Origin of the sequence: Bacillus cereus group sp. MYBK139-1, assembly GCF_051916915.1 — a bacterium.
Taxonomy (GTDB): Bacteria; Bacillota; Bacilli; order Bacillales; family Bacillaceae_G; genus Bacillus_A; species Bacillus_A pacificus.
In genome coordinates, this window is sequence record NZ_JBQAHO010000005.1 from 195,626 (window position 1) to 217,547 (window position 21,922).

A 21,922-nucleotide genomic window follows, 5' to 3' on the forward strand; every position below is an offset into this window, starting at 1 on the left:
TGTAAAACTGTGTTTTAGAAGTACTACATTGTATGCGAAAGTATATTTTGTAATGCATGGTCTATTGACGGAAATGTGTATTGATACCCATACTCAATTGCTTTACTAGGTAATACATGTTGCCCTTCTAGTACAAGTATGCTCATCTCGCCTAATAAAGCATGAAGCATAAATGAAGGGACAGGTAACCAATGAGGTTTTTTTATTATAGTTGCAATGATTTCTCCAAATTCCTTCATTCTTATAGGATCAGGAGCTGTAATGTTAAGAGGTCCATCAATTTCTTCTTTGTGTATGATGAAATCAATCATGCGAACGACATCGTCTATATGAATCCATGATAACCATTGATTTCCAGATCCAACTGTACCTCCGATATAGAATTGATAGGGAAGTAGCATTTTTGGAAGGGCTCCTCCGTCTGGACCTAATACGACTCCGAATCTTGCGTAGATTGTCCGTATTCCGAGAGCACGTGCTTTAGATGCTTCTTGTTCCCATGAATATACTGTATTTGCTAAAAAGTCATTTCCAGGAGTCACATGCTGTTCTGTAAAAGACTCGGTTTCAGACGTTCCATAGTATCCAATTGCACTTGCGTTAATAAATGTGTGTGGTTTTGTAGGGAGTGTCTGCAATTGTTTAATGAGTCCTTTTGTTGTTTGAATTCTACTGTTTAAAATGACTTTCTTTTGTTTCTTTGTCCATCTACTATTAATAGACTCTCCAGCTAGATTAATAACTACATCAATAGAAGAGAGGGGGAAGGTTTGTAAATCTGGTGTCCATTGTACATACTGAAGGTTAGGATCGGAAGTTTCAGTAGTTTTTTTTCGCGCGAGAATGTAAACAGTATATCCTTTTTGAATAAAAAAAGTAGAAAGGTATTTACCGATAAAGCCGGTACCACCAGAAATTGCGATTTTCATAATTATTTCCTCCTCATTATATATATTCTTGAAAAGCAAAAACGTTCCTTGACTATGGTAAAATAATAGAGAGGTGAGAGTATGGCTGTCATTACAAAAATAGAAGTGCAAAAACGATCGAAAGAACGGTTTAATATTTATATCGATAAAGGTCAAGGTGAAGAATACGGATTTAGTGTGAACGAAGTAATCTTAATAAAACACGGATTACAAAAGGGCTTAGAAATTGATGAAATAGCGTTAGGAAATATTTTGTACAATGAAGAGGTACAAAAAGCATATTTACAAGCAATCTCCTATTTATCCTATCAAATGAGAACGAAACTAGAAATAGAAGATTTTTTACGAAAAAAAGAAGTGGGACAAGCCATCATCTCTGAAGTCGTTTCGAAATTATTACATGACCGATATATTAATGATAAAGAGTATGCTATTTTATATACGAGAACGCAAAGTAATGTGAATCGAAAAGGTCCAACGGTTATTAAAAGAGAGTTGTTAAATAAAGGTGTTCAGGATCTAATTATTACGCATAGTTTACAAGAATATCCGAAGGAAAAGCAAATTGAGAATGCTTTAATTCTTATAGAAAAGAAAAAGAAATCTTATCAAAAGCATTCCTTTTTACAAATGAAGCTAAAGTTAGACGAAATGCTTGTTCGTAAAGGATATTCTAGAGATGTGATTCAAATTTGTTTGGAAGAATTGAAAGACGAAAAAGATGACGAAAAGCAACAAGAAGCGTTACACTATCATGGGAATAAATATTATGAGAAATATAAGAAGTATGATGGATGGACATTTGAAAATAAGATGAAACAAGCGTTATATCGTAAAGGATTCTCTATTGATGAGATAGAGATATTTTTACAAATGAAACGCGAAGAGGGATGAGGGAATAAAAATGAATACGCCAAAACGCTACAGTGAAATGACATCATATGAGCTAAGGGAAGAAATTGGGGTTTTGAAAGAGCAAGCAATAAAAGCTGAGCAACTTGGAATTGTAAATGAGTTCGATGTATTAATGCGAAAGATAGCAATGGCTCGCGCTTATATGACTGACATAAACAAATTCCATATCGGTGAGACATATGAATTAGTAGAAGAACCTGGTATATTATTTGAAATTACGTATTTCAATGGGGTATTTGCTTGGGGACATAAGCAAAATGATAATGAAGAGATTGGAATACCGATTTCTTTATTGCAAGAAAAATAAAAACCAGAGAGCGAATATCTCTCTGGTTTTCATCTTTGGTAGGCGTTACAGGAGATAGGAGATTCTAAAATTGGCGTTTTTTACATTCATTCGCCAATATAATGAGAGACTGGGTTTGTTGCGTCTGTCCGTTAACTTGCGCTTTTGCATGTTTCGGACGAGTCCACGTATGGTTAAATAATTCAGAACGACTATCTAAGCGATCACGGTAGCTCATCTTTATCACCTCGTGTAGGAAGTTAAGTTACTTTGTTACTACTCTTCCTGCTGATTTGCAGCACGCATACGTTCTTGTGGGTGCGTGTTAATTGTGCCGTTAGGTCGTTTCGAAGCGAAGCGTGATTTCGCTTTCGGTTGACCGTCGATTTTGCTGTTGTTTTTTGACTCAGACCAAAATTCGGCTTGTTTACCCATTGCGAACGCCCTCCTCATCATCAGTTGATACCTCTTGAAGAAGTATCAATTATAGAATGTGCAAAATAGAAGAAACTATCCTTTAGAAATGAAGGGATAATTAGGTAAAGGAGACTAGAACATGAATGATATTTATGAAGCATTAACGAAAGAACTATTAGACAAAAATGACAAGCTTTCTTACGCACAAGCGCGTGCTTGGGTTGAATTACTGTGGGAAGATTTTCAAACGACTTATGCGAAATCAGGTCGTTATCAAGGAGAAGAAATGACTGAACAAGTGGTACGATCATGGATTAATAATCATGGAGTACGCCTTCATGAAATGCGTACAAATAATCCGAAATATAGCCATCTAATCAATCAAGAAGATCATTTGAAACATTAAAAAAAGCGACTGAAGTCGCTTTTTTTAATGTGGAAGTAACTCCAGTTTTTTTCGAAGTTTTTCTTCACTAAAAATCCATCCTGTATAGGAACTAATAATATTTAAATTATGATCGAGTTGAACGATTGCAACGAATGGATAATAGTCTTTACTACGATATCGCAAATCAATGAATCGAACTTCATAATAATGATCATAATCGAAAATGTCCCAGCGATATACAGGGGAGAAAGATAAAAATGCTGAGATGTTTTCATCTTGTTTAGCTGCGCGCATAATAGCATTATCTGGGAACGGTACCCGATCGAACTTATCATAGATCATGATGTTACCACGATGCCATCTAGCAACGTAGTAATAATCGGTTGTAACGACTGCTAAATGATAATGATAAAATCGATAAGAAGGAGAAATGATTATCTTCTCAACATGTTTGAAACGTTTTTGTACAACGCTTCTTATATTTCTATGCATCATAATCCGTCCCATGTAGTAAACAATCATTAATATATACGCTGCTAAGGCAGTATATCCTTTATGGGAACCTACGAGCATACAAGCAATTGCGAGTATATGGATAAAGAAAATGACGGTATCAAATGTATTAATGATGCCGAGCGCTACCCATTTTTTGGTGAAGGGCCGTAATGCTTGTGTACCGTAGGCATTAAAAATATCTACAAAGACATGAAGAAAGACGGCAATAAAGGACCAAAGTAGTAGATGCAAATATGGAGCGTCTGAAAAGAAGGCGAAAGAGATGCCACTTATAAGGAAAGACCAAAGAATCACTGCAGGAATGGAATGAGTAATCCCACGATGATTTCTTATATATTTAGCGTTATTACGCAATTTTAAAACTGTATCGATGTCAGGAATATTGGAGCCGGCAATTGTAGCAAGCATAACTGCTTGTGGCCCAATATCACTTTGTGCTATGGCTGGATCTAACGTGGCCAAACTGCCTAGAGTAACGCCCATAACAAGGTGAGTGGCTGTGTCCATAGAAATCCACCTCCGTTTTTTATTAATGTAACTCTTTTTATTCGATACCTCAAGTCCTTTGCCTTCTATTTCCTATGTCATCTTACTTAAATTTTTTCCTAAAATCTTTATAATAGTACTTATATGCAAAAAAATGAGGGGGATCAAGTTTGACACTTGAAATATTAAATAATTTTAACATAGAGCAGTTTCAAAATGATTTAATTGGTTGGTTTGAAAAAGAGCAACGCGACTTACCGTGGCGTAAAAATAAAGATCCATACCGTGTTTGGGTTTCGGAAATTATGTTGCAGCAAACTAGGGTAGAAGCTGTAAAACCATATTACGCAAATTTCATGGGGAAGTTTCCTACTCTAGAAGCTTTGGCAAATGCTGATGATGAAGAAGTGTTAAAAGCATGGGAAGGTTTAGGGTATTATTCTAGAGCGCGAAATTTACATGCAGCCGTAAAAGAAGTAAAAGAAGTATATGGCGGGATTGTGCCAAGTGATGTAAAGAAGATTGAGAAATTAAAGGGAGTCGGTCCCTATACAAAAGGTGCTATTTTAAGTATCGCATATGGTATACCAGAGCCGGCAGTTGACGGAAATGTTATGCGTGTATTATCTCGCATTTTATCAGTATGGGATGACATTGCAAAACCGAAAACGAGAAAAGTGTTTGAAGAGATTGTGCGTGAAATTATTTCGGCTGAAAATCCATCTTATTTTAATCAAGGTTTGATGGAATTAGGAGCACTGATTTGTATTCCTAAAAATCCAGCATGCTTACTTTGTCCTGTACGTGAGCATTGCAGGGGATATGCTGAAGGTGTTCAAAAGGAATTACCAGTAAAAAGTAAAGCGAAAGCCCCTAAGATGGTACCGATTGTTGCGGGAGTACTTCAAACAGAAGATGGCCGTTACGTCATTAATAAACGTCCAAGTACTGGTTTATTAGCTAATATGTGGGAGTTTCCGAATATTGAACTTGGCGAAGGGATTCGTAATCAGAAGGAACAGCTTATAGATTATATGAAAGAAAAATTTGAGCTTTCGATTTCTATTGAAGAATACGCAATGAATGTACAACATACCTTTACACATCGCACTTGGGATATATTCGTATTTTACGGAAAAGTAACTGGTGACATTGTTGAAACAGATACATTGAAAATTGTATCGAAAGAAGCATTTGAGCAATTACCTTTCTCTAAATCGCATCGTACGATTTATGAGAGTTGTGTTGAGAAAATTACAATGCAATAAAGTGAAACTTTAATCAGTGGGGGGGTTCTTCATCTCTCACTGATTATTAGCCCTCACCAATCGGACTTTTATGGGCAGTAAGACCCCCACCTAACTTCTTTGCTTTCGCTGCATTTTGAGGTGGGGGTCTTACTGCCCATTAAAGCGGGATAAACAAAAAAGTGTTCCCTAGATTGGGAACACTTTTTTAATCGTAAGAAATTTTTGTCCCATGAGTCCAACTAGCATCACCTTCTTGTAAGCCGCCTCTTGATTCAATTTCTATTACAATTTCTTTGTAGATACTTTGACCTTCTGTATTTAAATACGGCAAAATCTGTTGTAATGAATGATGAAAATAAGCCAATTCATCTTCTTTCCACTCATTTTTTGAAATCATCGTTAGTTCAGTCATATCGCGTCCTATATACATATTTCCACCTCCATTTTCTATAGTTTGAATGAGTGACAAGAGATATATACGGAGATTAAAAAAAGAAAATCACGGATAGCTTCTAAGAGAATTGGTTACATTATTGGTTGTGGAGGTGAGAAAGATGAGTAAAAAACAACAAGGTTATAACAAGGCAACTTCTGGTGCTAGCATTCAAAGTACAAATGCTAGTTATGGTACAGAGTTTTCAACTGAAACAGATGTGCAAGCAGTAAAACAAGCAAACGCACAATCAGAAGCAAAGAAAGCACAAGCTTCTGGTGCACAAAGTGCAAACGCTAGTTATGGTACTGAATTTGCAACTGAAACAGACGTGCATGCTGTGAAAAAACAAAATGCACAATCAGCTGCAAAACAATCACAATCTTCTAGTTCAAATCAGTAATGAAAGAAAAACACTTCTCTAATTCGGGAGAAGTGTTTTCTTTGTGCTTTGGTCATGGTAATGAAAATAAAACGAACGACATAACTTCTAATAAGTCAACAAATGTAGTCAAAGGAGAAGGAAGTTAAAGATTAGAAATATGTAATGAGGAAATAATAACTGATAAATAAATCCAAAAGGGGGTAAGTAATGAACGATTTTGATAAGTTGGTAGGAGAGCAATTGGAAACGATGGATGAGTTGTTGAAGTTACAAGCTCACCTAGAGAAGTATCAGCAAATTGAAATAAGCGAAAAGGATACGTGCGATAAAAAGGAATTACATTTTATTCGCCAAGAAATATATAGAACAGAATTAGCACTTAAGTTATTACATGAGAAATTTGAAGAGCAAACAAATAGTGTGATTCAATCTTTTGAAACTGAAAAAATGATTTCAAATTTAGGATAAGATATATTGTTGCCTTTAGGTGAAAGGTCCTTCTGTACATGGAAATGAGGAAGGACTTTTTTTATCCCACTTTAATGGGCAGTAAGACCCCCACCTCAAAATGCAGCGAAAGCAAAGAAGTTAGGTGGGGGGCGGGCTGACCATAAAAGTCCGATTGGTGAGGGCTGATTAAAGTTTCACTTTATTCTCCTTTCCTCGTTTGGCCCCGTTCCCTAAGAAAGACTATGGATATGGTATTCATTGTGAAACATAGAGTCTTATCGCTTTAGTTTTAAAATTTCGACAAAAAAGTTATAATAGAAAAAAAGTGAATGCAGTTCAAAGGGCATTTGCAGTTGAAGGAAGGGAGCATATATGGGATTTCCCAAAGAAGGAGAAAAAGTACAAATACATAGTTATAAACATAATGGCTCCATTCATAGAATGTGGGAAGAGACAACGATTTTAAAAGGGACACAAAGTCTTGTGATCGGAGCAAATGATCGTACAGTAGTGACAGAATCAGATGGCCGAACATGGATTACTCGTGAACCAGCAATTTGTTATTTTCATGCAAACTACTGGTTTAATGTGATTGGAATGTTAAGGGAAGAGGGCGTATATTATTATTGTAATTTAAGCTCACCTTTTGCATATGATTCTGAAGCGTTAAAGTATATTGATTATGATTTAGATATTAAAGTGTATCCAGATATGACATATACGCTTTTAGATGAAGATGAATATGAAAAACATAGTCAAATTATGCAATATCCACCTGTGATTGATACGATTTTAAAACGAAATGTAGCACAATTAACACAATGGATTCATCAAAGAAAAGGGCCATTCGCACCAGACTTTGTAGATATGTGGTATGAGAGATATTTAATGTACAGAAATTAAAACAAACCTGCAGGGGATTCCCCCGCAGGTTTGTCCTATTAGAGGGGGGATTATGTGCAAGGTATAAAAAGATATTTGCAATTTGTTAAACCATATCGATGGCTTATTGCTATTACGATTATGATTGGTCTAGTTAAATTCGGCATCCCGCTCATTATGCCGTGGTTATTAAAGTATATTATTGATGATGTCATTCAGGGCGGAGGGTCACTTCAAGATAAGACGTCCCAACTAGTAACAGCGATTGGGATTGCTTTTTTTATTTTTGCAGTGTTAAGACCGCCGATTGAATATTATCGTCAATATTTTGCGCAGCGTATCGCAAATACAATACTATATGATTTGCGAAAACATATTTTTGGTCATTTACAAAATTTGAGTTTACGTTATTATTCGAATACAAAAACAGGGGAGATTATTTCACGTGTCATTCATGATGTAGAACAAACGAAGGATTTTGTAATTACTGGTTTGATGAATGTTTGGTTAGATACAGCAACAATTGCTATCGCTATTATTGTTATGTTTTCTATGAATATAAAATTGACATTTGTTGCGCTATTAATTTTACCTATTTATGTAGTGGCAGTGAAATATTTTTTCGGGCGTCTTCGAAAATTGACGAAAGAGCGTTCACAAGCGTTAGCAACGATGCAAGGGTATTTACATGAACGTATTCAAGGGATGCAAGTGACACGTAGCTTTGCATTAGAAGAGTATGAAGGGAAGCAATTTGAAAAAAGAAATAATGAATTTTTGACGAAAGCGTTAACGCATACGAGTTGGACGGCGAGAACATTTTCAGCAGTAAATACGTTAACAGATTTAGGGCCGTTACTCGTGATCGGTTTTGCAGCGTATGAAGTGATTCAGGGGCAGTTAACATTAGGAACTATGGTTGCCTTTGTTGGATATATGGATAGTTTGTATAGTCCACTTCGCCGCCTTGTTAATTCCTCTACGACATTAACACAGTCTTTCGCATCGATGGATCGGGTGTTTGAACTGTTAGACGAAAAATATGATATTGTGAATGTACCAGGTGCGGTACAAACGAAAAAATTAAATGGTGAAGTGATATTTGATAATGTATCTTTTCGTTACAATTCGGATGAAAAAGAGGTATTACATAACCTTTCGTTAACTATGTTGCCAGGAGAGAAGGTAGCACTTGTAGGAGCAAGTGGGGGAGGGAAGTCATCTCTTGCTAGTTTAATCCCGCGTTTCTATGATGTCTCTTCAGGCGCAGTTTATGTAGATGGGATAGATGTTAGAAAGTATGATATGAGAAATTTACGTAGTCATATTGGAATTGTACTGCAAGATAATTTGTTATTTAGCGATACAATCGGGGCAAATATTTTATATGGGAATCCGAAAGCGACAGAGGAAGAAGTAATTGCAGCTGCCAAAGCTGCGCAAATTCATGATTTTATTATTGAGTTACCTGATGGTTATAATACTGTCGTCGGGGAACGCGGTGTGAAGTTATCTGGTGGGCAAAGGCAACGTGTAGCGATTGCACGCGTGTTTTTAAAGAATCCATCGTTACTTATATTAGATGAAGCGACTTCCGCTTTGGATTTAGAAAATGAAAGATATATTCAAGAGGCGCTTCAGACGTTAGCTGCTGATCGAACGACGATCATAATTGCACATCGATTGGCGACGATTACGCATGTGGATACGATTATTTACATTGAAGATGGTGAAATTAAAGAAACAGGATCTCATGAAGAATTAATGAAAAAAAGAGGATATTACCACAATTTATATCAACTTCAACATATAACAGAAACAGCTCCTTTAGCGTAAAAGGAGCTGTTTTTTATTCGTCTTCTTTTTTATCATCGATTTTGAGTTCTGCTTCTGGTTTATGGTATGTGTAGAAGCTATCCACAAGTAAATCTAAATGCTCTACTTCTTCACTATAGTTAATAATAGCGGAAATAAGAGGGAAGAGATGTAGCCATGTTTTATATGCTTCTTCATCATCCTTGTTTTGATATTCCATAAAGATATCAATTAATTCCTGTTTACCTGTTTCAACTTCATCAAGCATTTCAACAGATTGTTGTTTTTTTGCTTTACCAATAAATTTTAATAAAACTTGTTCATGATAATGTGTTAATGAATCAAGTTCGTTCTGAATAGATTCCTGGAATTCTTCTGGCATATAGCGCAGTTCGTTTTCAGTACGATGTAATGATTTTAACGTACTTAAAGCACGACTTGTCGTCGCTAACATTTGTCTGAATAAAACAAGCTTACGAATTTTTGCGAACTTTACTTTTTTCGTATAGCTTCTTTCTTCTTTATACAGCAAATAGTAATGGTTTAGTTTGATCATTTTTTCTTTCATACGATCAATATCAGTTTTTAATGTTGTAAAATCAGAAGCTTGCCTGCTATTCATTCGAATCCATTTTACAATTTCTTCTGTATTATCAACGATGCGATGATATAACTTTGTTTCGTATTTTGGAGGCATAAACACTAAATTTACAAGTGAAGCCGCAATAATCCCAACCATAATCGTCGCAAATCGAAGTAAGGCAAAACTAAAGAAATCTTCACCTTGATACTCCATAATAGCGATAACTGTTACTAAAGCAATTGATATTGTGTTTTCTAATCGTAATTGCAATGTAAGAGCAATTACTAATATACATGTTAATCCAATAATAAAAGGATTATGTCCAAAAGCAGTAGCGAATGCGATAGCGAATACCGCACCAATGACGTTTGCTTGAATTTGTTCAAGTGCAGTTAAATACGAACGGTATACAGACGGTTGAACAGCGAAGATAGCTGAAATTCCCGCAAATACTGGACTCGGTAAGTTAAGTAAAATACAAGCAAATAAAGCTAATGTGATGGCAATACCCGTTTTTAAAATGCGAGCACCAAGTTTCATACCCTTAATAAGATCCTTTCTCTTGTCATAATGAATGTACAACATGATACTATACATTCATTACAATATGTTAGCAAGTGATATTTTAGTGACGTTAATAAGAAATTAAGATTCATTTTATACTTTTTCCTAATTCTTTTTAAACATCAATTTTTAGTAAAAAAACCTGCTGAATTTCAGCAGGTTTCAAATTGTTACTATAGATTACTATGAGAAGTGTACTTCGTCAATTTTTTTCTTGAAGATGAAAATTAGGCATATCACTCTGTTGAGATAGATGGATCAGCCTGCTCTTTTTTCGGGATGATTTCAAAAAACTGTTGCTGCATATCATCGAATAACGGTGTCAATAAAGCAACTTCCTCGTATTGCTCATGTTCATTTAATACACGGATATAATCTAGTAATAACTCGGTCACATCTTGCACACCATTTTTACTAATTGGTTGTAATGTAACATTTGCTCCTTTTGCGATTCTTCTTTTTAATGCCTGTTCTGTTAAACCTAAGCTTGAATCATGGCGTAAATAAACAACCCCGCCAGTCATACCAGCGCAAATCCATGGACCAGGATCCCCTAAAACAAGAGCGCGCCCATTTGTCATATATTCAAAAGCGAAACCTTTAATATTAGAGTATGCTCCTATATTCCCTTGCTCTTTTTCACGGAGTGGCTTTGTCATGCGTCCGCCAATTATCATGTCTGCTCCAGAGAGGCGAATGCCAGCGCGAGCATCAGCGTTACCTTGAACGTATAGCGCCCCTTTTTGTGCACCGTATCCAAAACCTTTTCCGACAGAACCGTTATAATATAGACCGTCTTTTCCTTTTGCTTTCGTTATATAAATACCACCACCAAAGGAGGTTTTACCAATACCATCTTGTGCGCCGCCATTTACGTGTATAAATAAGTTCTCACTATTGTAAGCACCTAATCCATTTCCAGGAATCGAGCCATTCGTATACTTTAATGTAAGTGGTTCAAGCTTCGTGTCTTCATATAATTTACTACGAACGCGATAACAAGATTCTAGACCACCCATAACACGTTGCTCTACGCCAACGCCTACTAATTCTTTTGAATGAGGAGAATGAATTGTTTCAAATTGTTTTTCTAGTACGTGTTCTGTTTTTGTACTAGATGGATGTTCTATCGTTTGTAGTAAATTACATAAGTTTAATAAATTTTTGCCTCGAACTTGTTCTAATAAATCGGAACGCCCGACAATTTCTTGTAAATTTGTATAGCCGAGATCTCCTGTTAATCGTTTTAGTTCTTCGCCAAAAGTAGTGAATAAATGTAATAATCCAGCCACGGCGCTTTCTAATTCACGCGGGACGAAGCGGCGTAATCCGTGTTCTTTCGCTTGAGCTTCAGATTCAATCTGTGTTGCGATTCCAACGTGGCAAGTATCTAGATGACATCCACGGCAAGTTGTACAGCCAATTGCAATCATGGATAATGTACCAAATCCAATGCGATTTGCTCCAAGGAGCATAATTTTCAAGGCATCATTCACACTTCGAATACCACCATCAGCCCAAATTTCTACCTTATGTCTCATATTTGCTTCTAATAAAGCATTGTGAGCGGCTTTCACACCAATTTCTACAGGAAGCCCTACATGTTGCAATGCGTGAATACGTGCAGCTCCTGTACCACCATCAAATCCGCTAATGTTAATAAAATCAGCACCAGCTTTTGCGATACCAACAGCAATTGTTCCAATGTTAGGGACGACAGGGACTTTTACAGCTACTTTCGCAAGTTGATTAGCCGTTTTAATTTCTGTAATCATTTGAGCTAAATCTTCAATGGAATAAATATCATGGTTGTTAGAAGGTGAAATTAAATCTGATCCAATTGTCGCATTACGCGCTTCAGCGATTTTGGCTGTTACTTTTGAACCTGGCAAATGTCCACCTTCACCAGGCTTTGCGCCTTGCCCAATTTTTATTTCAATTAAGTTTGATGAATTGAGTAGTTCGGCGTTTACGCCAAATCGTCCGGACGCAATTTGTTGTCCACGTGTATGTGGATATTTTCCAATCATATCTTTAATTTCGCCGCCTTCACCGTTCAAACTAATCATATTTAGCTGATCGGCTGCTTCTGCATATGCACGAAAGGCAATTTCATTTTGAGAACCGAATGACATGGAACTAATAATAAATGGTAAATCATGATTTTGAATACTGATGGACACTTCTTCAGCCGGAATGATATGTTTTGTTTCTTTCGTTTGAACAAGGTGTCTAATTGCGATGGGGTTATTTTCTTCTAATTCACTTAATTTTTCACGGTAATCATCATAAGAGTTTCCTTTTGCAACATCGCCAATTGCTTTCCAAATTCGCGGGAATATATGAAAAGATTTTCGCATTCTAACTTTAGGATTGTTATAATCGTTCGCTCGCATTTGTGCATCTTCAGCAAGTGATTCAAGAGAAAAAGCTAAATCATTTGAACCTAAGAAATTTGTAATTTGCAATATATTTGCGATTTCTTCATGTAACCCGATAGAAGAATAGAGGCGACCGTAACCACGCAATTCATGAATTCCAATTGTTGAAATGACTTTTTCCAGTCCTTTATTAAGTGCATGATATAAATTCGTAATTGGTGTTTTTGTCCCATCATTTACGGTTGCAAATAATAAATATGGATTGATACTATCTGCTCCTAATCCATACATTGTGACGATATCGTGTAAGGAGCGAAGGGCACCCGAACGTATAACGAGAGAACAGTTTCGGCGTAATTTATTTTCGCTTAATACTTGATGTACTTTCGCAGTAACTAAATGCGGATCAATCCATAACTGTTCATTGAGATGAGCGTTGGCATCGTCTATTAATAGTAGGGAAGCCCCATCGTTTACAGCTGTTATCGCTTCAGAACTAATTCGACTTAAGGCACATTGTAAAGTTTCTGCCTGACTGAATGTAGCAGAGATTGTAGCGATAGAGCTATGAGTATTGAATAGTTGTATAAGTTGCTCGTACGTAACTGTGTGTAATTCTTCTGCAATAGATTGTGCTACACTTCCTTCTAAAATGATTGGGGAAAGCATCTCAACTACAAATGGCTGTTTAGCACCAGCCAATAAACTTGGACGTTCGCCAAGTATCGTTCGTGTGGAGAAGTGTTCAACTTCTCGATCGCGATCGATTGCTGGATTTGTAACAACAGCTACACTTTCCTTAATGAAGTCAGCGATATTTCGTCTACCAGTATCGAGTGCAGCGAGTGGTGAGTCATGCCCAAGTGAGCGAATTGGCTCAACGCCTTTTGTTGCCATCTGTTCAAGAAGTTGAATATGTTCACGATCCCATCCGAAAGCAACGTATTGTTTTGTTTCAACTTGCATAGAATCACATAATCCTTGGATTTCTTTCGTTTCAGGGGTAGATAAGTTTAAATGATAATCTTTAGTATCCACTCGTTTTTTAAAACGGTCATATACTTGAGCTTGGTATTTGTCATATTCATAAAGAACAAGCTCATCTTGTTCATTCCACTTTAGTCCGACTTTTTCCCCTGGAGCGAGTGGTTTTGGTTCTGCTACATATTCAGTTGGTGATACAACTCCAGGTTCAGAAGAGAAAATATAAGAGCTTTCTGTCTCTACTTTCCATACTGGTCGTAGCCCAAGGGAATCCACGCTGAAAACAGCTTCATCTTTATAACGTGAAATAATGCCAGCTGGACCTTGTGCAAAATGGCCCCATGCTTCACGTATATACGTATATAAATCTTGTAAATGTGGTTCATAAAGTTTAATTTCATTAATAATTGGCGGGAATAGTATATCCATTGCTTCAAATAAACTGTAGTTGTATTGAACAAGTAGAGTTTCTAAGGTGCGGTTTAAATCTTGGGAGTCACTGCCCCCAGCAGTAAGTGGAACGTGAATCATTTTGGCTTGATCGCGTAATTTTGCAATTGTGTTAATTTCACCATTATGTCCGAGGATACTAAATGGTTGTACACGAAAAAAGTTAGATAATGTATTAGTAGAATAGCGATTGTGTCCTAGTGTCATAGTTGAAGCAATAAGTGGGTGTTGTAAATCATTGTAATAGGCAACAAGTGTATCCCCAGCACCGAGAACTTTATATACAACGTGATCACGACTTAAGGAAGCAACATGAATCGCTTCATTTTCTTCTATTTTTATCGTTACTGTAAATAATGTTTGCTCAATATTTGCAACTTCATTTTCTGCGATAAGAGCAACTTGCCAAAATAAAGGTTCTTCTTGTTTACCAAGTGGACCGAGTGCATCGGAGTTTATTACATCATCACTTTCGAAAAGAATTGCAAAGTTTTCGTTGTTTAGTTGTGTACGAATATGATTTTTTAAATTAACTATATTTTCGTTTTTGTTTAGAAAAAAATGTCCAACGATAAAGTGGGGATGATCCACGATCGTTGGATTATATCCGCTACTTTTTAATTTTTCATTCCAAAGTGCTTTTGGTACATCAATGTGAATACCGATTCCATCGCCTTCGCCATTAATGAAACCAGCTCTATGATTCATTTTGACGAGCGATTGTATGCAAAGATTAATATTTTCTTTTGTAGGAATTTTTCGTTTCTCCATAACGGAAACGATTCCACACGCATCGTGTTCTGCATTTTTGTAATCTCGAAATAAAGACGGTGTCCATGTGTTTGTTTTATTGAGCATCCGTCAATCCCCCCTCTTATGAAAGTTTGAATAATCTTACTATTTAAGGCGTGAGCAGCCTTGTATACAAAGATAGTAAGGATATAAAAGAAAAATTAAACAGATAATTATGAATAATTATACTATTAATAAGGGATTTATGAAATAGAAAAAAGGAAAAAAGAAAGGTGTGCTTTCTTTTTTCCTTTGAATGACGGGATTATTTATTGTTTGCTAAAGCAGCAAATGCTCTACCTACAGCTTCAATTGTATATTCAATATCTTCTTTTGTATGTTCTGTCGTTAAGAACCATGCCTCGTATTTAGAAGGTGCTAAGTTAATTCCTTCTTGCAGCATAAGCTTGAAGAATTTACCGAACATTTCTCCGTCTGTATCTTGTGCTGCATCGTAATCTTCAATTGTATTTGTTGTGAAGTATACAGTTAAAGCGCCTTTTAGGCGGTTTAATGTAATATCGATATTATGTTTTTCAGCCTGCTCTAAAATTCCTTTTTCAAGCATTGCACCAAGTTCATCTAATTTTTCATAAAGCCCTTCTTGTTGAAGAACTTCTAGACAAGCAATACCAGATGCCATAGAAGCAGGATTTCCCGCCATTGTACCAGCTTGATATGCAGGTCCAAGAGGGGCAACTTGTTCCATAATTTCTTTCTTACCACCGTAAGCACCGATTGGAAGTCCGCCGCCAATAACTTTACCAAGCGCTGTTAAGTCTGGTGTTACGCCAAGTAAGTCTTGAGCACCACCGTACATGAAGCGGAAAGCAGTAATAACTTCATCATAAATTACTAGTGCACCAGCTTCGTGAACAAGTTCATTCACTTTCTCAAGGAAGCCAGGTTTTGGCTCTACAATACCGAAGTTTCCAACGATTGGTTCTACAAGAATAGCTGCTACTTCATGTCCCCATTTATCTAATGCTTCTTTTAAAGTTTCTACATTATTAAATGGAACGGTAATAACTTCTTGAGCGATACTTTGTGGTACACCGGCTGAGTCAGGAGTTCCTAGTGTAGAAGGACCAGATCCAGCTGCTACAAGTACTAAATCAGAATGACCGTGGTAACAACCAGCGAATTTCATAATTTTTGTGCGGCCTGTGTAAGCGCGAGCGACACGAATTGTTGTCATTACAGCTTCAGTACCAGAGTTTACGAAGCGGACTTTATCTAATGCAGGCATTGCTTCTTTTAACATTTTTGCAAATTTTACTTCTAGCGCTGTTGGAGTTCCGTAAAGTACACCATTTTCAGCAGCTGTTGTAATTGCTTTTGTAATGTGCGGGTGAGCATGTCCAGTAATAATAGGACCGTATGCTGCTAAATAATCGATATATTTATTTCCGTCTACATCCCAGAAATAAGCACCTTTTCCACGTTCCATAGCAACAGGAGCGCCGCCACCAACTGCTTTAAAAGAACGAGAAGGACTATTAACACCGCCAACGATATGTTCTAAAGCTTCTTTATGTAATGCTTCTGATTTTGTGAATTTCACTACCATTCATCTCCTTACAAAAATCTATGTATTATTCTAACATGTTTTTCGAAAAGACGTATTGTTTGTGATAGAGAAGGCAGTTGGGTAAACTATTCGTTGTGACATTTAGGAAGGGGGTCCGGTTATGAAATCGGTAATTGAGGTACAAGGGTTACGTAAAGAATTTACAGCCTATTCAAGTCGTCCAGGTTTAAAGGGTGCATTTCGCGATTTATTAAATCGTAATTATAAAATAGTACCAGCAGTAAATGATGTATCTTTTACTGTGAAACAAGGTGAAATGGTTGGATATATCGGTGAGAATGGTGCTGGTAAATCAACGACAATTAAAATGCTTACGGGGATTTTGACTCCGACATCAGGAGACATTTTAGTAAATGGGATGAACCCGCATAAGCAGAGGGAAGAATTTGTAAGAACGATTGGTGTTGTTTTCGGTCAACGCTCACAGCTTTGGTGGGATATTGCCGTACAAGAATCGTTTCGTTTATTAAAAAAAGTGTACGGTGTATCAGACGCTCAGTATAAAGAACATATGGAGCACGTAATCGAAACGTTAGATATTGGTCCTTTATTAGATAAGCCAGTTCGAAAGCTATCTTTAGGTCAAAGAATGCGTTGTGAATTAGCGGCAGCATTAATTCATAATCCGCCGTTATTATTTTTAGATGAACCAACAATTGGGTTAGATGTACTTGTGAAATTGAAAATACGTGAATTTTTAAAAGAAATGAATGAACGTTATAAAACAACGATTTTATTAACAACTCATGATATTACTGATATTGAAGCTTTATGTGAGCGCGTTATCATGCTGGATGAAGGCAATATTATGTATGACGGTTCTTTAAATAATCTTCGTACGCAGTGGGGAGCAGAGAAAGAAATACATTTTCAGTTTGTCGCACCAGTTTCTTATCAGGATTTATCAATGGTTATGCCAGATAGTCATGTCGTTTGGTCGAAAGCGAAAGAGGAAAACGCGTGGATTGCCAAAATACCGAATGAAGAAGTTATTATTTCAATGCTTATTTCTAAAGTGGTACAAGCCTTTCAAATTAAAGATTTAAAAATTAATGAAGTGTCTACAGAGGAAATTATTCGTAACATTTATGAAGAAGGTATTAAACATGGGTAAGTACATTGAAATGATTCGAATTCGCTTTTTAATGATGCTTGCGTATCGTACAAACTACTATAGCGGGATTTTAATTTATACAATTAATATCGGCGCATATTATTTTTTGTGGCAAGCAATTTATAGCGGGAAAGAGAATATTGAAAGTTTATCTATTTCGCAAATGACTACGTATATCGCAATTGCATGGATGGCACGTGCTTTTTATTTTAATAATATAGACAGGGAAATTGCGATGGAGATTCAAGAAGGACGTGTAGCGGTAGAACTGATACGCCCATATAACTATTTAGGGATGAAAGTGATGCAAGGTCTTGGTGAAGGAATATTTCGCTTTGCCTTCTTTTCAATTCCGGGTATGGTCATCGTTACCTTATTATTTTCATTGCAAATTACAACGAACTTTCAAACGTGGTTATATTTCTTCTTATCTTTAATATTTAGTTTTATTATTAATACACAAATTAATTTAATGACGGGAATGCTCACATTCTTCTTATTTAATAATAGCGGAATTATGTATGCAAAACGTGTTGTTATTGATTTGTTTTCAGGTCTATTATTACCAATTAGTTTTTATCCGTTATGGGCCCAAAAGGCAATGATGTTTTTACCGTTTCAGGCTATTAGTTATATTCCGAGTATGATTTTCTCAGAAGGTATACAAGGAAGTAAATTGTATGAGGCATTATTATTCCAAGTAATTTGGGCCATTGTACTTATTATTCCGATTGTACTCATGTGGAGAACGGCGAGAAAACGTCTAATTGTACAAGGGGGATGATGAGATGATATATATAAAACTATTTTTGCAATATGCAAGTCAATATATAAAAACAAAATTGGAGTATCGGGGCGATTTTATCGTTGGGTTACTTTCTGATTTATCACTACAGGCTGTTAATTTAATCTTTATTCTTGTTGTGTTTGGACATACGCAAGCATTAAAAGGTTGGAGTAGAGAAGAAGTCATCTTTATTTATGGATTCTTTTTAGTGCCGTTTGCCATTTTCTCAGCTTTCTTTAACATATGGGACTTTAATGATCGTTACATTATTAAAGGAGAAATGGATCGCATATTAACGAGACCGATTCATAGTTTATTTCAAATTATATTAGAGAGAATGGAGCTTGAATCTTTAATTGGAGCGATTACGGGAATGATTGTAATGGGCTACGCAGCAGTGGAGTTGCAATTATCTTTTTACTGGTACGATATCTTCTTATTCTTGTTGATGGTAGGAGGGGGCGCACTTGTATACGGAGGGATATTTGTTACGCTTGCAAGTCTTGGTTTTTGGTCGGACGCGAAAAGTTCGATTATGCCGCTAATGTATAACATAGGGAATTATGGCCGCTATCCTGTTAATATTTATAACCGTGTGATTCGCTTCATTTTAACGTTTGTCCTACCATTTGCGTTTGTCGGAGTGTATCCAGCAGCGTACTTTTTAAGAAAAACAGAGTGGAATAGCTATGCATTTGCAACACCGCTCGTTGGTGTTATCTGTTTTACGATTGCAATTACTCTTTGGAATCAGGGGGTAAAAAGGTACCGTGGTGCAGGGAATTAATTATAAAAGCTTGTTTGTTTCTAAGGGATAAATCTAATGGCTGTCTCATACATATAAAATGAGGTGGAGGACATGTTATGGGGATTTATTCTATTAATTGCAGCAATTGCTATTTTGAGGAGTGTCCAATTATTATGGAGTTCCTATTCGGATTCAACGCGTTTTTTTTCGCTGTATAATTTAGCTACATTATTTTTGATTTATACAACAGTATTGATTGCATTTGGATTAAGTTACGTTGTATTAGAGGAAATGGGTTTTGCAGTTTTGAAAGAGGATGGAGAAAGCTTAAACGCTCACTCTTTTCAACTGGTTGAAATTTGTTTATATTTTAGCGCAGTTACTTTATTGTCTGTTGGATATGGTGACATATCTCCGATTGGAATTGGGCGATGGATTGCGATTGGAGAAGCGCTAATTGGATATACATTACCGTTTGCTTTTGTAATGAGGTCCGTAATAGACAATGAAAAATAAGGAAGCATTTGTTATAGTAAAAGAAAAGAGTAGGAGTGATAATAATGATTACAGTAGGAGAAATGGCTCCAGAATTTACATTAGAGGGAAGTAACGGGGAACAAGTTCGCTTAGCTGATTTTCGTGGTAAAAATGTAGTTCTATATTTTTATCCGAAAGATATGACTCCAGGGTGTACAACTGAAGCGTGTGATTTTCGAGATGCATATGGATTATTTCAAGAGAAGGATACAGTTATTCTTGGTGTAAGCCCTGATTCAGCGAACGGACATCTGAAGTTCATTGAGAAGCATGAACTTCCATTTGTACTTTTAGTAGATGAAGATCATAAGGTAGCGGAATTGTATGATGTTTGGAAGTTGAAAAAGAACTTTGGGAAAGAGTACATGGGAATTGAGCGCTCTACATTCCTTATTAATAAAGACGGTGAGCTTGTAAAAGAGTGGCGTAAAGTGAAAGTGAAGGGACATATTGAAGATGTTCTTTCTTATATAAAGTAAATCCATTGTGGAGATAAAATATATAGAAGTAAGGCGAGTGTCTATACATATTTTATTGTCTTACATAAAGTGAAGTGTAGGGCATACCTCCTCAGATGATAGTATTCCAAGTGCGATTATGTCGCACTTTTTTTCTATTGTAAATGCATAAAAAATAGGGAAAGATACATAAGAATAAGGCTATATGCAAAAATAAACCACATACTTATAGTAGAAATATTGACGATTTATAAGAAAAGGAGTACACTCTTTATAAGAATTATAAAATAATAATCCGTATAGAATCGGGGTGCATGACGGTGGTCAAAGAAGAATTAAAAGAAGCGCTAGAAATGCTGAAAAATACGGGTGTACGCATTACTCCACAGCGTCATGCTATTTTAGAGTACCTTGTGGAATCTATGACGCACCCAACAGCGGATGAAATTTATAAAGCATTAGAAGGTAAGTTTCCAAATATGAGTGTTGCAACTGTCTATAATAACTTGCGTGTATTTAAAGAGGTTGGACTTGTAAAGGAATTAACTTATGGAGACGCTTCAAGTAGATTTGATTATGTTACAAGTCAACATTATCATGTGATTTGTGAAAAATGTGGTAAGATTGTTGATTTTCCTTATGGAGGTTTGGAACAGCTTGAAGAGGAAGCTGCGAAAACGACAGGCTTCGTTATTAATAGTCATCGCTTAGAAATTTATGGCGTTTGTCCAGAGTGTCATAAGGCGTAATATATAATAAAGAAAGAGGCTGACGGCTTTACGTCAACCTCTTTCTTTATTATATATAGGAAGTACGTTAGGTTCAGGGGGAGTTAAAATGTTCGGTACACAACCTCATTTAATTAAAGAAAAATACAAAAGGTGATTTCTTGATTAAGAAATCACCTTTTCATGTTTAGTTTTGTAAGGATGCATTGTCTCCGTATATACTTATGACTTATAGCTCTTCTTATTATATTTTTCATCAAATTCTTTTCCTTCTAGATTTCGATCCATTGTTAAAGGTTGGTTGCAATGCATACATGCGTCGACACGACCGAGCATTTTTGTAGGTTTATCGCAGCTTGGACAAATAATTTGTACAGTTTTAGTAGATAACATACCAATCCAAAAGTAAACGACAGTACTAGCGATAACAGCTAAAAAGCCAACCATCATAAATGTTGTCATAATAATAATGTTCTCACGAAAAAAGACTCCTAAGTATGCAATAAAGAGACCGATAAATACTAAACTTAATGCAAAGGTCCGGATTTTATTGATTTTGTTCGAATATTTAATGCCCATTCTCACCACGCTCCTATAACAATAATATAACATAAAATTTAGAATTTTCACTCGTATAAAAATGTGATAGAGTGATAAGATATGAAATTTGGAGTAGGATGAAGGGAAGCTATAATGGCTTTTGGAACATGATTTTAAAGTTTTAACGGGATGTGAAATTTTTTTATGAAAAGTATTGACTCTTTATGTACCGCATGATATATTAATAACCGTCGCTGATGCAGCAGCGCAGAAAACGACAAAAAAGAAATTAAAAAACTTAGTTGACATCAAAAAACGAAAATGTTAACATAAGGAAGTCGCAAATGAGCGACTAAGTAGTTCTTTGAAAACTGAACGAAACAAACAACGTGAAACGTCAATTTTTTATTTTAGATGCTAGACAAACTAACTTTATTGGAGAGTTTGATCCTGGCTCAGGATGAACGCTGGCGGCGTGCCTAATACATGCAAGTCGAGCGAATGGATTAAGAG

23 protein-coding genes and 1 rRNA gene are annotated in these 21,922 nt (G+C 36.1%); 15 read left to right on the plus strand and 9 right to left on the minus strand.

Annotated features, from left to right (window positions below; genetic code table 11):
* Positions 1-23: 23 nt before the first annotated feature.
* The gene (locus ACTFRS_RS23610) at positions 24-929 is read right to left on the minus strand and encodes a TIGR01777 family oxidoreductase (protein WP_139869521.1); all 906 of its coding nucleotides are present in this window, start codon (positions 927-929) and stop codon (positions 24-26) included.
* Between the two features lie 81 nt (positions 930-1,010).
* Here ACTFRS_RS23610 and recX point away from each other — a divergent pair, with 81 nt between their 5' ends.
* Complete coding sequence (gene recX, locus ACTFRS_RS23615) at positions 1,011-1,823, plus strand: recombination regulator RecX (protein ID WP_000268520.1); 813 nt, start codon at positions 1,011-1,013, stop codon at positions 1,821-1,823.
* Positions 1,824-1,833: 10 nt separating this feature from the next.
* The gene (locus ACTFRS_RS23620) at positions 1,834-2,151 is read left to right on the plus strand and encodes a YfhH family protein (protein ID WP_139869522.1); all 318 of its coding nucleotides are present in this window, start codon (positions 1,834-1,836) and stop codon (positions 2,149-2,151) included.
* Between the two features lie 64 nt (positions 2,152-2,215).
* Here ACTFRS_RS23620 and ACTFRS_RS23625 read toward each other — a convergent pair whose 3' ends face one another.
* Positions 2,216-2,368 carry a YpzG family protein gene (locus tag ACTFRS_RS23625; RefSeq protein WP_000122093.1) on the minus strand — a complete coding sequence of 51 codons (153 nt, stop codon included), beginning with the start codon at positions 2,366-2,368 and terminating at the stop codon, positions 2,216-2,218.
* Positions 2,369-2,406: 38 nt separating this feature from the next.
* Positions 2,407-2,565: a small, acid-soluble spore protein K gene (locus ACTFRS_RS23630; protein ID WP_000517891.1), complete on the minus strand. Its 159-nt coding sequence runs from the start codon at positions 2,563-2,565 to the stop codon at positions 2,407-2,409.
* A gap of 121 nt (positions 2,566-2,686) precedes the next feature.
* Here ACTFRS_RS23630 and ACTFRS_RS23635 point away from each other — a divergent pair, with 121 nt between their 5' ends.
* Positions 2,687-2,953 carry a YfhJ family protein gene (locus tag ACTFRS_RS23635; RefSeq protein ID WP_000998158.1) on the plus strand — a complete coding sequence of 89 codons (267 nt, stop codon included), beginning with the start codon at positions 2,687-2,689 and terminating at the stop codon, positions 2,951-2,953.
* A 24-nt stretch (positions 2,954-2,977) separates the two neighbouring features.
* Here ACTFRS_RS23635 and ACTFRS_RS23640 read toward each other — a convergent pair whose 3' ends face one another.
* Positions 2,978-3,958 carry a metal-dependent hydrolase gene (locus ACTFRS_RS23640; RefSeq protein ID WP_139869523.1) on the minus strand — a complete coding sequence of 327 codons (981 nt, stop codon included), beginning with the start codon at positions 3,956-3,958 and terminating at the stop codon, positions 2,978-2,980.
* Between the two features lie 149 nt (positions 3,959-4,107).
* On the opposite strand from ACTFRS_RS23640, the gene mutY reads away from it, so the two are divergent.
* Entirely contained in the window at positions 4,108-5,205 is a 1,098-nt protein-coding gene (gene mutY, locus ACTFRS_RS23645) for an A/G-specific adenine glycosylase (protein ID WP_139869524.1), read from the plus strand.
* A 187-nt stretch (positions 5,206-5,392) separates the two neighbouring features.
* On the opposite strand, the gene ACTFRS_RS23650 is transcribed toward mutY, so the two are convergent.
* On the minus strand, positions 5,393-5,617 hold the full coding sequence (locus tag ACTFRS_RS23650) for a hypothetical protein (RefSeq protein WP_000275435.1): 225 nt from the start codon (positions 5,615-5,617) through the stop codon (positions 5,393-5,395).
* Positions 5,618-5,741: 124 nt separating this feature from the next.
* Between ACTFRS_RS23650 and ACTFRS_RS23655 the strand changes: the two genes are divergently transcribed.
* The 4 genes from ACTFRS_RS23655 to ACTFRS_RS23670 all read left to right on the plus strand — a co-directional run bounded on the left by ACTFRS_RS23655 (position 5,742) and on the right by ACTFRS_RS23670 (position 9,173).
* A complete protein-coding gene (locus ACTFRS_RS23655) occupies positions 5,742-6,023 on the plus strand; it encodes a gamma-type small acid-soluble spore protein (protein WP_000039045.1) in 282 nt (93 codons plus the stop codon).
* Positions 6,024-6,212: 189 nt separating this feature from the next.
* On the plus strand, positions 6,213-6,473 hold the full coding sequence (locus tag ACTFRS_RS23660; protein WP_000997573.1) for a YgaB family protein: 261 nt from the start codon (positions 6,213-6,215) through the stop codon (positions 6,471-6,473).
* Positions 6,474-6,827: 354 nt separating this feature from the next.
* Positions 6,828-7,358, plus strand: coding sequence for a nucleoside tri-diphosphate phosphatase (gene ntdP, locus ACTFRS_RS23665; RefSeq protein WP_000506628.1), 531 nt, complete (start codon positions 6,828-6,830; stop codon positions 7,356-7,358).
* 54 nt (positions 7,359-7,412) lie between these two features.
* Positions 7,413-9,173 (plus strand): ABC transporter ATP-binding protein, encoded by a 1,761-nt coding sequence (locus ACTFRS_RS23670; RefSeq protein ID WP_139869526.1) that lies wholly within the window; start codon positions 7,413-7,415, stop codon positions 9,171-9,173.
* A 13-nt stretch (positions 9,174-9,186) separates the two neighbouring features.
* Here the strand turns inward: ACTFRS_RS23670 and ACTFRS_RS23675 are convergent, their stop codons facing one another.
* From ACTFRS_RS23675 to hemL, 3 genes are all read right to left on the minus strand, one after another.
* Complete coding sequence (locus tag ACTFRS_RS23675) at positions 9,187-10,275, minus strand: aromatic acid exporter family protein (RefSeq protein WP_000765784.1); 1,089 nt, start codon at positions 10,273-10,275, stop codon at positions 9,187-9,189.
* 260 nt (positions 10,276-10,535) lie between these two features.
* The gene (locus ACTFRS_RS23680; protein ID WP_440025136.1) at positions 10,536-14,972 is read right to left on the minus strand and encodes a glutamate synthase-related protein; all 4,437 of its coding nucleotides are present in this window, start codon (positions 14,970-14,972) and stop codon (positions 10,536-10,538) included.
* Between the two features lie 199 nt (positions 14,973-15,171).
* A complete protein-coding gene (gene hemL / locus ACTFRS_RS23685) occupies positions 15,172-16,476 on the minus strand; it encodes a glutamate-1-semialdehyde-2,1-aminomutase (RefSeq protein WP_000260535.1) in 1,305 nt (434 codons plus the stop codon).
* 121 nt (positions 16,477-16,597) lie between these two features.
* Between hemL and ACTFRS_RS23690 the strand changes: the two genes are divergently transcribed.
* The 6 genes from ACTFRS_RS23690 to perR all read left to right on the plus strand — a co-directional run bounded on the left by ACTFRS_RS23690 (position 16,598) and on the right by perR (position 20,890).
* Positions 16,598-17,611, plus strand: coding sequence for an ABC transporter ATP-binding protein (locus tag ACTFRS_RS23690; protein WP_000843646.1), 1,014 nt, complete (start codon positions 16,598-16,600; stop codon positions 17,609-17,611).
* On the plus strand, positions 17,604-18,395 hold the full coding sequence (locus tag ACTFRS_RS23695) for an ABC transporter permease (protein WP_000521517.1): 792 nt from the start codon (positions 17,604-17,606) through the stop codon (positions 18,393-18,395). Before ACTFRS_RS23690 ends, ACTFRS_RS23695 begins: the two co-directional genes overlap by 8 nt.
* A gap of 4 nt (positions 18,396-18,399) precedes the next feature.
* Positions 18,400-19,185, plus strand: coding sequence for an ABC transporter permease (locus ACTFRS_RS23700; protein WP_000639354.1), 786 nt, complete (start codon positions 18,400-18,402; stop codon positions 19,183-19,185).
* Between the two features lie 72 nt (positions 19,186-19,257).
* Positions 19,258-19,662 (plus strand): potassium channel family protein, encoded by a 405-nt coding sequence (locus ACTFRS_RS23705; protein WP_000964350.1) that lies wholly within the window; start codon positions 19,258-19,260, stop codon positions 19,660-19,662.
* 44 nt (positions 19,663-19,706) lie between these two features.
* Positions 19,707-20,162, plus strand: coding sequence for a thioredoxin-dependent thiol peroxidase (gene bcp / locus ACTFRS_RS23710; protein WP_440025134.1), 456 nt, complete (start codon positions 19,707-19,709; stop codon positions 20,160-20,162).
* 299 nt (positions 20,163-20,461) lie between these two features.
* Positions 20,462-20,890, plus strand: coding sequence for a peroxide-responsive transcriptional repressor PerR (perR, locus tag ACTFRS_RS23715; RefSeq protein WP_000237834.1), 429 nt, complete (start codon positions 20,462-20,464; stop codon positions 20,888-20,890).
* A gap of 201 nt (positions 20,891-21,091) precedes the next feature.
* Here the strand turns inward: perR and ACTFRS_RS23720 are convergent, their stop codons facing one another.
* Positions 21,092-21,448 carry a YgzB family protein gene (locus ACTFRS_RS23720; RefSeq protein ID WP_000511742.1) on the minus strand — a complete coding sequence of 119 codons (357 nt, stop codon included), beginning with the start codon at positions 21,446-21,448 and terminating at the stop codon, positions 21,092-21,094.
* Positions 21,449-21,841: 393 nt separating this feature from the next.
* Here ACTFRS_RS23720 and ACTFRS_RS23725 point away from each other — a divergent pair.
* A 16S ribosomal RNA gene (locus ACTFRS_RS23725) occupies positions 21,842-21,922 on the plus strand; the annotation flags it as partial.

What these genes read in the sequence shown, in the direction of transcription:
- ACTFRS_RS23610 (WP_139869521.1), bottom strand. Translation starts at nt 929, where the DNA reads ATGAAAATCGCAATTTCTGGTGGTACCGGCTTTATCGGTAAATACCTT.
- recX (WP_000268520.1), top strand. Translation starts at nt 1,011, where the DNA reads ATGGCTGTCATTACAAAAATAGAAGTGCAAAAACGATCGAAAGAACGG.
- ACTFRS_RS23620 (WP_139869522.1), top strand. Translation starts at nt 1,834, where the DNA reads ATGAATACGCCAAAACGCTACAGTGAAATGACATCATATGAGCTAAGG.
- ACTFRS_RS23625 (WP_000122093.1), bottom strand. Translation starts at nt 2,368, where the DNA reads ATGAGCTACCGTGATCGCTTAGATAGTCGTTCTGAATTATTTAACCAT.
- ACTFRS_RS23630 (WP_000517891.1), bottom strand. Translation starts at nt 2,565, where the DNA reads ATGGGTAAACAAGCCGAATTTTGGTCTGAGTCAAAAAACAACAGCAAA.
- ACTFRS_RS23635 (WP_000998158.1), top strand. Translation starts at nt 2,687, where the DNA reads ATGAATGATATTTATGAAGCATTAACGAAAGAACTATTAGACAAAAAT.
- ACTFRS_RS23640 (WP_139869523.1), bottom strand. Translation starts at nt 3,958, where the DNA reads ATGGACACAGCCACTCACCTTGTTATGGGCGTTACTCTAGGCAGTTTG.
- ACTFRS_RS23650 (WP_000275435.1), bottom strand. Translation starts at nt 5,617, where the DNA reads ATGTATATAGGACGCGATATGACTGAACTAACGATGATTTCAAAAAAT.
- ACTFRS_RS23655 (WP_000039045.1), top strand. Translation starts at nt 5,742, where the DNA reads ATGAGTAAAAAACAACAAGGTTATAACAAGGCAACTTCTGGTGCTAGC.
- ACTFRS_RS23660 (WP_000997573.1), top strand. Translation starts at nt 6,213, where the DNA reads ATGAACGATTTTGATAAGTTGGTAGGAGAGCAATTGGAAACGATGGAT.
- ntdP (WP_000506628.1), top strand. Translation starts at nt 6,828, where the DNA reads ATGGGATTTCCCAAAGAAGGAGAAAAAGTACAAATACATAGTTATAAA.
- ACTFRS_RS23675 (WP_000765784.1), bottom strand. Translation starts at nt 10,275, where the DNA reads ATGAAACTTGGTGCTCGCATTTTAAAAACGGGTATTGCCATCACATTA.
- ACTFRS_RS23680 (WP_440025136.1), bottom strand. Translation starts at nt 14,972, where the DNA reads ATGCTCAATAAAACAAACACATGGACACCGTCTTTATTTCGAGATTAC.
- hemL (WP_000260535.1), bottom strand. Translation starts at nt 16,476, where the DNA reads ATGGTAGTGAAATTCACAAAATCAGAAGCATTACATAAAGAAGCTTTA.
- ACTFRS_RS23690 (WP_000843646.1), top strand. Translation starts at nt 16,598, where the DNA reads ATGAAATCGGTAATTGAGGTACAAGGGTTACGTAAAGAATTTACAGCC.
- ACTFRS_RS23695 (WP_000521517.1), top strand. Translation starts at nt 17,604, where the DNA reads ATGGGTAAGTACATTGAAATGATTCGAATTCGCTTTTTAATGATGCTT.
- ACTFRS_RS23700 (WP_000639354.1), top strand. Translation starts at nt 18,400, where the DNA reads ATGATATATATAAAACTATTTTTGCAATATGCAAGTCAATATATAAAA.
- ACTFRS_RS23705 (WP_000964350.1), top strand. Translation starts at nt 19,258, where the DNA reads ATGTTATGGGGATTTATTCTATTAATTGCAGCAATTGCTATTTTGAGG.
- bcp (WP_440025134.1), top strand. Translation starts at nt 19,707, where the DNA reads ATGATTACAGTAGGAGAAATGGCTCCAGAATTTACATTAGAGGGAAGT.
- ACTFRS_RS23720 (WP_000511742.1), bottom strand. Translation starts at nt 21,448, where the DNA reads ATGGGCATTAAATATTCGAACAAAATCAATAAAATCCGGACCTTTGCA.